7 protein-coding genes are annotated in these 11,615 nt (G+C 56.7%); 3 read left to right on the forward strand and 4 right to left on the reverse strand.

What is annotated here, in order from left to right; genetic code table 11:
• The first annotated feature begins 328 nt into the window (after positions 1-328).
• Positions 329-670, forward strand: a complete 342-nt coding sequence (locus tag ABVT36_RS05980; RefSeq protein WP_368455732.1) for a TGF-beta family protein — start codon at positions 329-331, stop codon at positions 668-670.
• Between the two features lie 565 nt (positions 671-1,235).
• Complete coding sequence (locus ABVT36_RS05985) at positions 1,236-3,602, forward strand: tetratricopeptide repeat protein (RefSeq protein ID WP_368455733.1); 2,367 nt, start codon at positions 1,236-1,238, stop codon at positions 3,600-3,602.
• 166 nt (positions 3,603-3,768) lie between these two features.
• Here ABVT36_RS05985 and ABVT36_RS05990 read toward each other — a convergent pair whose 3' ends face one another.
• From ABVT36_RS05990 to ABVT36_RS06005, 4 genes are all read right to left on the reverse strand, one after another.
• A complete protein-coding gene (locus tag ABVT36_RS05990; RefSeq protein ID WP_368455734.1) occupies positions 3,769-5,073 on the reverse strand; it encodes an OmpP1/FadL family transporter in 1,305 nt (434 codons plus the stop codon).
• Between the two features lie 419 nt (positions 5,074-5,492).
• Positions 5,493-6,641: an acyl-CoA dehydrogenase family protein gene (locus ABVT36_RS05995; protein WP_368455736.1), complete on the reverse strand. Its 1,149-nt coding sequence runs from the start codon at positions 6,639-6,641 to the stop codon at positions 5,493-5,495.
• Positions 6,642-6,653: 12 nt separating this feature from the next.
• Positions 6,654-7,607, reverse strand: a complete 954-nt coding sequence (locus tag ABVT36_RS06000) for a DMT family transporter (RefSeq protein WP_368455737.1) — start codon at positions 7,605-7,607, stop codon at positions 6,654-6,656.
• A 173-nt stretch (positions 7,608-7,780) separates the two neighbouring features.
• On the reverse strand, positions 7,781-8,296 hold the full coding sequence (locus ABVT36_RS06005) for an Lrp/AsnC ligand binding domain-containing protein (RefSeq protein WP_368455738.1): 516 nt from the start codon (positions 8,294-8,296) through the stop codon (positions 7,781-7,783).
• Positions 8,297-8,437: 141 nt separating this feature from the next.
• On the opposite strand from ABVT36_RS06005, the gene putA reads away from it, so the two are divergent.
• On the forward strand, positions 8,438-11,584 hold the full coding sequence (gene putA, locus ABVT36_RS06010; protein ID WP_368455739.1) for a bifunctional proline dehydrogenase/L-glutamate gamma-semialdehyde dehydrogenase PutA: 3,147 nt from the start codon (positions 8,438-8,440) through the stop codon (positions 11,582-11,584).
• Positions 11,585-11,615 lie beyond the last annotated feature (31 nt).

Consider the following 11,615-nt stretch of genomic DNA (forward strand, 5'->3'; position numbering starts at 1 on the left):
CCAGACAAGAATATTTAATTCCAGAAAGCTTCTAACTTGCCTATTTTCCTTTACTAAAAAGGAAATCTATCATTGTTTCAATTACCAGAAAAGCAAAAACTATCGACAGCTGATTTATCCGACTATTTACTTGCAGGCAATTATTATTCCGCAAGTTTTCTGACTGATTTATTGAGCGACCTGAATAATTCCTGCTCGACCAACACGGCTTTGTGAACCATTCCCTTGAAAGAAAAAAAAGTCCGACCTATAAAGGGCGCGCATTGATTGAATCTATTTCAATGCAGAAATACAACATTAACCACACATTTATCAAGGGAATAATAATATGAATAAAATATTACAAAACGCTTTAATGGTATTTGCCGCATTATTTGCCAGCTTTAGCTATGCAAACTGCACTTTGGTTGACAGGACAGTCAATCTGCAAGCCGCCTATCCTTTCGTTATTGCCCCCACTACGTTAAACATAAAAGAAGCGCAAGGAACCTGTAATTCCCTACAAGCAGATACCACCCATGGACTTCTTAAGAACTCTGTGGCTGGGCTACCTTTACGATGTGTGCCGGTTGAATTCGCTGACGTGTCAATTCTATTCGAAGACAACGACGGCAATGTAATTGTAGATACGCTTCCCAACGCAATCGCTACTGCCGCAGCCTGTAGGTAGGCAAACTTTGGTAGTTCAGTCCTGTACTGAACTACCCTGTCTAATTGGATTCTATCCATTTAAATTCCAGCAAATCAGGAGATTGCCTTCTCCTTCAGTAGTTCCATAGTGGGAAGTTTAGCGAATCTTCCTTACGGCACCCACTCAATTAGCGAGTGCTGACCAATGGACTAGACCAAAGGCTTAGGATTCACTGGGACTGTTTACTTTCCTTCATCGACCACTGCAAAAAGGCATTATCTGATTTTATTGGCTACCAGTCTGCACCATATTCAAACGATTGATCCGGCCGCCAGTAAATTTATAAAAAAGCCACTTCTTGCGCCTCTCCAGTCTGAATTGAGAATGTCGGAATAAACACGCCAGGACGACACTCCCTCTTCCCACAGAAGTTCACCAGGGCCTGGCCCTGGGAAACAACTGTGAAAACCATCCCGCAGAATCCGCAATGAAATAAAAGAGTGTTATTTTGCGCCTGTCTGGTCAGGACGCCACCCTAGCGCCCCACTCCAGTCCCTCTGATCGATTACACTTATGGCCGCAGGGAAGACATAAGAGCGCGTCTATGAACAGGCAGGGTAGCGAATCAGCTATGCCAGGGAGCCACTATCTACTGCTGGTCTTCTTTTTGCTGTTGACTGGCTGCGACAAAGGAACTGGTGGCAAGGGCGACAACACTGAACACACTTCTTACAGCCGGGATCCTGGCTCCAGCCCCAGGGTGGCCCCGGTAGATACTTCCGGTCTGCAACAACTAGTGGGAAACCAGCATAAAAGGGCCGAGGCGCGCAAGCCAACTTACACTGGCTCCGCGGCCTGTATTAATTGTCATCGCAGCCAATACGCCGCCTGGAAAAATTCACATCACGATCTGGCCATGCAGACAGCCGACGCCAGTTCGGTGCTGGGAGATTTCGAGCAGGCGGAGTTCGACTACTTTGGCACTCTGTCGAGGTTCTACAAAAAGGGAGGTAAATTCTACGTAGATACCGACGGGCCCACCGGCGAACTGCAGGAATACCCCATCGCCTATACCTTCGGTGTCAGTCCCCTGCAACAGTATTTGATCGAGTTTCCCGGAGGCCGCCTCCAGGCTTTGAGCATCGCCTGGGATAGCAGAGACAAATCGGAGGGCGGTCAGCGTTGGTTTCACCTATACCCGGAAGAGCCGGTGAGACACGGGGACCAGTTGCATTGGACCGGTGTCAACCAGAATTGGAATTTCATGTGCGCAGACTGCCATTCCACCAATCTGCACAAAAACTATGATCTGGCAACGGATAGCTACTCCACCAGCTGGTCGGATATAAACATAGGCTGCGAGGCCTGCCACGGCCCCGGCTCCAGACACATCCAGTGGGCAAAGCAGCCAGGTGCGGACAACATCGATAATGGCCTGACCATAAGGTATCCCGGGCGCAAGAGCAGCGACTGGACCATGGACTGGGACACTGGCATAGCCCGGCGGACATCGAGCCATAAATCCCGCCTGGAACTCGGTGTCTGCGGTCAATGCCATTCCCGCAGGTCTACCAGCTTTCCCGGCCGCAAACCCGACGAATTCCTGTTGGATTACTTCAACCTGGCGCTGCTGCGGGAACCCCTCTATCACGCCGACGGCCAGATCAAAGGTGAAGTCTTTGTTTATGGTTCCTTTGTGCAAAGCCGGATGCACGCCGCTGGTGTCACCTGTGGCGACTGCCACAAACCCCACAACCTGCAACTCCGCGCTTCCGGCAATGATCTCTGCGCGGGATGCCATATGCCGGCCAGATTCGATACCGCGGAACACCATTTGCACGCCGCGGACAGCGCCGGCGCTCAATGTATCAATTGCCACATGCCGGCCCGGACTTATATGCAGGTGGATGCGCGGCGGGACCACAGCTTTCGCATACCGCGGCCGGATCTGGCCAAAACCCTCGGCACTCCGGACGTCTGCACCGACTGTCACCGGGATGAAACCAGCGAATGGGCAGCCGCTGTTTTGACAGATAGATTCGGCCCGCCGGAGGAACAGCACTTCGGCGCGGCCCTCCACGCCGGGCGCAGAGGACTCCCGGGCGCGGAAGCCCAATTGCTGCGCCTTATCGCCGATGAATCGCAACCGGCTATTGCGCGGGCGACCGCAGTGACTATGCTGCCCCGCTACCTTTCTCCAAAATCTGCGCCGATACTGCAGGCCATTGCCCAGGGGGATAACGCTCTGCTCAACCTGGGCTTGGCTCAGGCACTTGAAATGGTGCCGGGAAATATCAGGCCGGCTTTCGCCATTCCCCTGCTCTACGACAACAGCCGGGTGGTGGCGGCCCTATCGGCCAACAGCCTGGTTGGCGCGCCACTGGAAAATTATCCCCGCGATATTCGCCAGCAGTTCGATTCAGCTCTGAACCACTACCGCATTTCGGAAACCTTTAATGCCGACCGCCCTGAATCCCTGACCAATCTGGCCACCATGCACTGGCAAGAGGGCAATACACAACTGGCGGAAACCATGTTCAAACGGGCACTGGCCAAAGCACCCTACTATACCCCCGCCTATATTAATCTGGCGGACCTCTACCGGGTTTCCAACCGAGAAAAGGAGGCGGAGGCACTGCTGCGTCGCGGATTACAACAGGCCACCAATCCGGAGCCGGTCCAGCATTCGCTGGGACTCTGCCTGGTCCGGCAGCAGAGAAGTCACGAGGCAATGGAATATTTACGCAAGGCGGCAGAGGGAACCGACACATCCAGCCGCTATATTTATGTTTACGCTATCGCCCTGAACTCCGAGGGGCGGACCGACTCTGCCCTGGCGGTACTGGAACGGGGCCTGCAGCGCTTTCCCAACGACGGCGGTATTATCCGCGCACTGGCCAGCCTCTACCACCAGTCCGGCAATGACAAAAAAGCGCAGCACTATGAGGCGCTGTTGAATCCCAGTGGCTGAATGGACGTCAACAGGCCCTAGCAGGTTGTTGCAAAAGGCATCCTGCCTTTTGCAACACACGAAAAGCGAAAAATGTGATTTCCACTTTTCTCCCAAAATCACCGACTTAGGCGTCGCCGATTTTGCCGGAACATCCATATTCCGGTACCAGGCTGTTGAGGGGTTATTAAAAACTGCGTTGCAGCGAAGCGCCAAAAAAATTCACCGAATAATTCTTATAGGTGCCCTGCAATCGCGGGTTAAAAGGCGGGCGCCCGGTCTGGTCGATATCCGTATCGCCAAACCATAGCAATGTGTAGCCGAGGTCGAGGCGCAAGCCATAGCAGAGTTCCTTTTGGCCACCGAAACCCAGGCGCCAGGCCGCATCCGTCACCAGATCCGCGGTGCGGTTCTCGGTGTTGACCATACCGCTATCGTAGGCAATTCCCGCAGACAGTGACCAGTCCTGCAGGGTGCCGCTATCAAATTTGTGGCGGATTCCAATGGCGCCATGCCAGGTATCTTTGTAGTTTCGGTTGAGAGTAACGCTAACCTGAGCTGGATTGTCGATTTCAAGTCCGAAATATCCAAATTCTGACCAGTGCTGCCAATTCAGGTTGGCGTACACAGTGGCTGTTGGGGAAAGGCGCTGCTGAACACTGGCGGTGAGCGTTTGCGGAACATCCACATTGATCCGCAAATTGCGGCCATTGAACTGCTCTGCCAGTGGCCCGAACAGGGGACCGAAATTCTTTAACTGCAGCCGGTAGTTGAAATCCCAGGAGATGGTTGAGGTGTATGTCAGACCCAGAACAGTATCACTGGTGGGCTTGTAAATAACCCCCAGGCTGCCGCCGGGGGACACCTGTGTGTCGTCATACCTGAGACTGGCGTCTCCCGGGAGAATGCCCGCCCGTGGCGACGACTCAAAGCGGTAATAGCCGGTTGCAAGGATAAACCCGAGCCCCAGGGAAAGCCTGTCACTGGCCCGCCAGCTGAGAGAAGGCATGATATTGCCGCTCAGCAGGTCCACTTTGCGTACGAATCGCCGTCCCTTCCACTGACTGTCATAGGCCACTGACCCACCGAAATTGCCACTGACACTAAACCCCCAGCCAAAATTCTCATTCAAGCGACCCGCAGCAAAAAAGCCTCCGCCGGGAAACCACTCGATGGCATTGCCGCCATCATTGCCCGGCACATTGCTCTCACCGCCGTCGCTGAAATCCAGATGGCCGTACAGCAGTTGTCCCGACGCCATTATCTCGGTGGATTCCCGCCAGACGGTGCCGGCGGGATTGGTGAAGGCGGTGGACGCGTCCTCCGGCATAGCCGCCCAACCCGCTCCCGCTGTGCCCAGCGTCGGTGTGCCCATTTCCCAAAACAACAGTCCCCCGGCAAAAGCCAGCTGGGTTGCAGTGAGCGTTGAGGTCAGTGCCGTATAGATCAACAGCTTGCGCGTCCCTGAGCCCAATTCAGCCCCATTACTCATCGTCAGGTCCCTCTGCTCCAGGCGCCCAGCATTCTGTCAAGGTGTGATCAAAGTTCACTAGAGATAAAATCAGCGCAGTGGTGCCAGGCTTTTACATCGGCTAGGCGTTGTTTTTCCTATCTCCCAGCCGGGTAAAATCCAGCGGAAAAATTAAGGAAACGAGTACGCCTGTAAAATCCTGCCAGCCAATATTCAGTAAAGACTGATACCGTGCTTGGTGGCTTTGACTTCCATTTTTTGGCGTCGATTATTTTGATTATTCACCCGGCAACTAGGGCCCGCTCAGACTCACTGAGTTGGCCCTGTTGGGACACAGGGATGTGCCGCCGCGGGAATGAGACCGGCGCAAGCCCAGGGAAAACCGTCGATTTCGCGTCATAGCGCAGGTTTCCATGGGCAGGAATCCGATGGATTAAAGGTTATCCGAGAAGGTGGCGGGCGATAATCAAACGCTGGATTTCGCTGGTTCCCTCGTAGATGGTGGTAATACGCGCGTCCCGGGCCATACGCTCCAGCGGATAATCCCGCGTGTACCCCGCTCCTCCATGCATTTGTAAAGCGGTGTAGCACGCCTCATTGGCCTTTTCCGTTGCGAACAACTTTGCCATCGAGGCGGCGGGCCCAAAAGGCAGGCCGGCATCCTTTTGCCAGGCGGCCTGTAACAGCAACAGTCGCGCCGCTTCCATTTCAGTATATTTATCCGCCAACTGCCACTGCAGCCCCTGGAACCGCGCCAACGGCTGCCCAAACTGCTCGCGCTCCTGAATATAGGCGCGCGCCTGATCCAGTGCCTCCAGGCCGAGGCCAAGCGCCAGCGAACCTATTCCGATGCGCCCACCCGCCAGTTCTCCGGCGGCGATACGAAAACCGCGGTTCTCCTCCCCCATCAGGTTGGCGAGAGGGATACGGCAATTGTCGAATACAACCTCGTTGGTGACAGAGGCTTTCTGGCCCATTTTTTCCTCCGCCTTGCCGATGATCAGGCCGGGTGTACCCGCCTCCACCAGGAAACAGGAGATGCCTTTACCTTTTGGCGCCTCGGGATCGGTCACCGCCCAAACCACGAACACTCCGGCGAATTCAGCACTTGAGATATAGAGCTTGCTGCCATTGAGGATATAGTTATCGCCCTCCTTGACCGCTCGTGTGCGCATGGCGGCCGCGTCGGAGCCGGACGTCGATTCCGTAAGGCAGAAGGAACCGGCAGCATATTCACCACTACAGATTTTTGGCAGATATTTTTCTTTTTGCGCCTCACTACCCACCGCCTGAATCACCTCGGCAACCATATTGGTTACAGAGGTGGTAGTGGCGGTGGAGGCACAGCCACGGGCAAGAGCTGCAATTGCCAGGCTGAAGGCCACAGTGCCGGCGCCGGTGCCGCCGTACTCGGGTTCGATATTGATACCCATAAAGCCCAGTTCAGCCAAAGCTTTAAGTTTCTGCAGCAGCAGTTCGCGGTTCCCGCTTTTATCCAACTCTGCGGCTATCGGCTTCAATTCGCTGTCAGCAAATTGATGGGCCGCCTCGGCAATCATCTGTTGTTCTTCGGTCAGTGCGAAATTCATAGGCTACCTATGCTATTTATGTGTAGAGTCCGGCGGCGCCATGGCTCCGCCCCAAGACATCCTACCCAACAGGCCGCGCAATGCGCCCCGCTGGATCCCGACGCCGAGCAGGATCAACACCAGACCCACAACCGTGGCCGGGTGAATCTTCTCCCCCACCAGCAGTGCAACCAGCACCAGTGACAGCGGCGGCGAGAGGTAAATCAAATTACTGATGCGGGCGGTGTTGTCGCAGGCCATCAACGCGGCCTGCCAGAGCAAAAAGGCGATACCCATTTCAAACAGGCCCACATAAACCGCCCCCATCCAGCCGGCCAGGGGCGGCCACTGCCAGTCTCCCCGTATCAGGATCACCAGGGCAAGCCAGGGCAAACCGCACAGGAAAGTCAATAACAGGTTGACCGCCGGGCTGCCTCCGATACGGGTGCTGAGTAGCCAGTAGCAGCACCAGATAAGCGTACTGAGTAACGCCAGTCCCACACCGGGCAGATTGTCCAGTTGAAATCCGTGCAGACTACCGCCGCTGGCAATGACCAGGACACCCCCATAACAGACCAGAGCCGCAAACAGGTCCCGCCGTCGCACTCGCTGTTTAAGTAGCGGTACCGACAGCAGTGCCAGCAATACGCCCCATGTATAGTTCAGAGACAGTGCCTGCTGCGCGGGCAGCATATCGTAAGCGTGAAACAGCACCAGATAGTAGAGAAACGGATTGCAAAATCCCAGCGCCATATACAGCCGGCAGCGTTTGCGCCACGAGACCCCCAGAGTGCGCCATTCCTTATGCCATGTGACCACCAGCCCCAGCAGCAGAGTGGAGACAAGCGCAGCGATGGTCACCAGCTGCAGCGGTGACACAAACTGCAGTGACAGCTTGAAGGCACTGGCCACTGTGGACCAGCACAGCACTGCCGCCAGCGCCAGTAGATAGGCGCGGCGGTTGTTGACGGTAGAAGAATTCTTCATCGCTTTGAGATGTCTCCCACAGCAGAAACCCGCTTGGCGAGGGTAATCAGGAAGCTATGCCAGCTATCCCCTGTTAGCCCGGCAAACAAACTGGTTACGAAATCAGTGCGTCACAGGCGTATATGGCTGACGCCAGCCCTCTTCGACACAGGCCAGCACTGAGGCAAATGGCCCTAGGAGGAGCGCTTGCTGGATCTGGAATCACCCTCGGGGTCCGGCACCGCCACGGCGGTATCGGTCTTGACCTCTTCGATCACTACATAGGTGTGGGTCTCCCGCACCCCTGGAATCGAAGCCAGTTTCTCGCCCAGGAAACGGCGGTAGCCGAGCATGTCCTTGATGCGGATTTTCACCAGGTAGTCAAAGCCGCCGGCAACCATATGGCACTCCTGGACCTCCTCCAGGCCCGAGACATGCCTGTTGAAGGCTTCCAGCGCTTCGGTAGCCGTGTCCGTCAGTGTCACCTGAATGTATACCACCAGACCGGCATGGACTTTCAGCGGGTCCAGCAAAGCCACATAATCCCGGATAAAGCCTTCCCGCTCGAGGCGCTTGACCCTTTCCAGGCAGGGAGTCGGACTGAGGTTGACCCGGCGCGCCAGCTCCACATTGGGCAGGCGGCCGTGCCGCTGCAGGATACTGAGTATTTGACGGTCTATTCTATCCAGGTCTTCCAACTGTCGAGACATGACAACATACCCTACTGGTTATCAGCTAAATAGGCGTGATATTTAACCACATTTGCCGCCAATATGGCGATTAATTCTGAACAAAATGCCACATAATCCGATTTTTATTCTGGTCGTACTAACTGATATTTGGGAGTGATCATGTCCACAAACTTCGCCGGAGAACTGCACCGCGCGCGCCAGCAGGCCCGCCAGTATCTGCACGCCGACGAAAACCAGTGTGTTAGCGAACTGTTGTCGGCCCCACGCCCCAGTGACCAATCGCGCCAGAAAATTCTCGATACCTCCCGCGCCCTGGTGGCCGAGTCCCGCAAACACAGGAGCAAGCGCGGCACATTGGATGCCTTCCTGCAGCAATTCGGCCTATCCAATAGGGAAGGTGTGGCACTCATGTGCCTGGCGGAATCCCTGCTGCGGGTTCCGGACGCTGATACTGCCGACAAACTGATCGCGGAAAAAGTCCATTCCGGCAACTGGTCCAGCCATCGTGGCCAGTCCGATTCCCTGTTTGTGAACGCGTCCACCTGGGGGTTGATGCTGACCGGCAATATCGTCGAGCTGGACCCGGATATCACCGAAAAACCCTCCCACTGGGTAAAGCGTCTGGTCAGCCGTATGGGTGAACCCATGGTACGCACCTCAATGATGCAGGCCATGAAGATCATGGGCGGTCAATATGTGCTGGGAAGGTCCATCGCAGAGGCACTGAAACGCGGCCCGGCGGAAAACCTGCCTGGCACGCGCTTTTCCTTCGATATGCTGGGGGAAGGTGCCCGTACCATGGCGGACGCCCAACGCTATTTCGACGCCTACATGGCGGCAATTGAAGCCATCGGTACGGATAACAGCAAGCGTGACGTAGTGGAGGCCAACGGAATCTCCATCAAACTCTCCGCCCTGCACCCCCGCTACACAGCCCTGCAGCGCGAGCGGGTGATGACCGAGCTGCTGCCCCAAGTAAAGGCTCTGTGCCTGGCCGCCGCTGAACACGGTATGGGGCTCAATATCGACGCCGAGGAAGCGGACCGCCTAGATATCTCTCTGGACATCTTCGAAGCCCTGGCCCGCGCCCCGGAGCTTGCGGCCTGGCAGGGACTCGGATTCGTCCTGCAGGCCTACCAGAAGCGCGCTCCGCATGTGGCGGACTGGCTCATCGCCCTGGGTCGCGACACGGGGCGCAAGCTGATGGTACGCCTGGTCAAAGGCGCCTACTGGGACAGCGAAATCAAGCATGCACAGCAGCTGGGACTGCCCGATTACCCGGTATATACACGCAAGTGCCATACGGACCTGTCTTACCAGGTATGTGCAAAGAAGCTGCTCGACGCGAGCGATGCCATCTATGCCCAGTTCGCCACCCACAACGCCTATACCGTAGGCCAGATACTGGAGCTGGCCGGCGACCGCGACGACTACGAATTCCAGCGCCTGCACGGCATGGGCCACCTGCTCTACGCCCAGGTGGAGGCAGTGCACGGCAAGCCGGTGCCGGTGCGTGTCTATGCTCCGGTCGGGGCGCACAAGGACCTGCTGCCCTACCTGGTGCGCCGCCTGCTGGAGAACGGCGCCAACAGTTCCTTCGTCAATCGCTTTATGGACGAAAAAACCCCGATTGATACGCTGGTGCAGGACACCATCGAACTGAGCGAGAATTGCAAGCCCTATCGCCATCCACAGATTCCCCTGCCCAAAGACATCTACTTGGGCCACGAAGTGCTGCCGCGCAACAATTCCTGCGGAATTGAGCTGACAGACCCCCTGGCAGTGGAACCACTGCTGCAGGTGGTCAACGACATCCGCGGTAAACAGTTCAGGGGCGGCCCCATCATCAAAGGCGCCATGGGGGAAACCACAGAACCAGTCTACAGTCCCGCTACCGGCGAATTGGTGGGGTATACCGCCGACGCGGACAAACACCAGATCGATACCGCCTATGCCGCCGCCGTTGAGGCCCAGATCGCCTGGGATCGTATGGGCGGCATGGCCCGTGCAGAGATTCTCGATCGCGTCGCCGAGCTGTATGAAAAGCACATGGATGATCTGGTGGCGCTGGTCTGCGCTGAGGCCGGCCGCACTTTGAATGACGGCGTGTCGGAAGTGCGGGAAGCGGTGGACTTCTGCCGTTATTACGCCAACGGCGCCCGGCGTCATTTTGACGCGCCACAGGACCTGCCCGGCCCCACCGGTGAGAGCAACCAGCTCTACCTGACCGGGCGCGGGGTATTTGTGGCAATCAGCCCCTGGAACTTTCCCCTGGCCATTTTTACCGGCCAGGTGGTGGCGGCACTGGCGGCGGGCAATGCGGTGCTGGCCAAGCCCGCGGAGCAGACGCCCTTGATCGCCGCCCGGGCCGTGCAACTGATGTTGCAAGCGGGGGTACCGGAGGAGGTTCTTCACCTGATCACCGGCACTGGTGCTGCGGTGGGACCACTGCTGATCGGCGACCCGCGCCTGGGTGGCGTCGCCTTTACCGGCTCCACCGAAACCGCCCGCCTGATCAACCGGCAGCTGGCAGATAAAGAGGGCCCCATCATCCCGCTGATTGCCGAAACCGGCGGCCAGAATGTGATGATCGTGGATTCCACCGCCCTGCCCGAACAGGTGGTCGACGATGTGATTCAATCCGCTTTCCTCAGCGCCGGCCAGCGCTGTTCAGCGCTGCGAATTCTGTGTGTCCAGGACGTGATTGCGGACAGTCTGCTGGCAATGCTCAAAGGCGCCTGCGAAGAGCTTTCCCTGGGCGACCCCTCCAAACTGGAAACCGATATCGGCCCGGTCATCGACGACAAAGCCCTGGCCATGTTGGAGGCCCACAGCGAGCGCATGCAGAAAGAAGCCAGTGTCCTGTTCGCCTACGACCCAAAGAAAAAACCCGCAAGTGGCTCTTTCTTTGGCCCGCTAGTGGTGGAAATCGAGGACTTCTCGCTGCTAAAGCGAGAGGTATTTGGCCCCATTTTGCATGTAGTGCGCTTCAAAGGCGGCGAATTGGAAAATGTGATTCGGCAGATCAATGCCACCGGCTACGGTTTGACGTTTGGACTGCACTCCCGCATCGAGGGGCGCGCCAGCGCCATATTCAAGCGGGTCAAGGTGGGCAACTGCTACGTAAACCGGGATATGGTCGGCGCTGTCGTCGGGGTAAACCCCTTTGGGGGCCAGGGTTTGTCCGGGACCGGACCCAAGGCAGGAGGGCCGCACTACCTGTTCCGCTTCGCCGAGGAAAAAACCAAAACCATCAACACAGTGGCCACTGGTGGCAACACACAACTGTTCACTTTAGGGCAGTAGCCTCTTAACCGCCACCCCGGCTACCGGGGCG

Source organism: Microbulbifer sp. TYP-18 (assembly GCF_040932045.1).
Taxonomy (GTDB): domain Bacteria; phylum Pseudomonadota; class Gammaproteobacteria; order Pseudomonadales; family Cellvibrionaceae; genus Microbulbifer.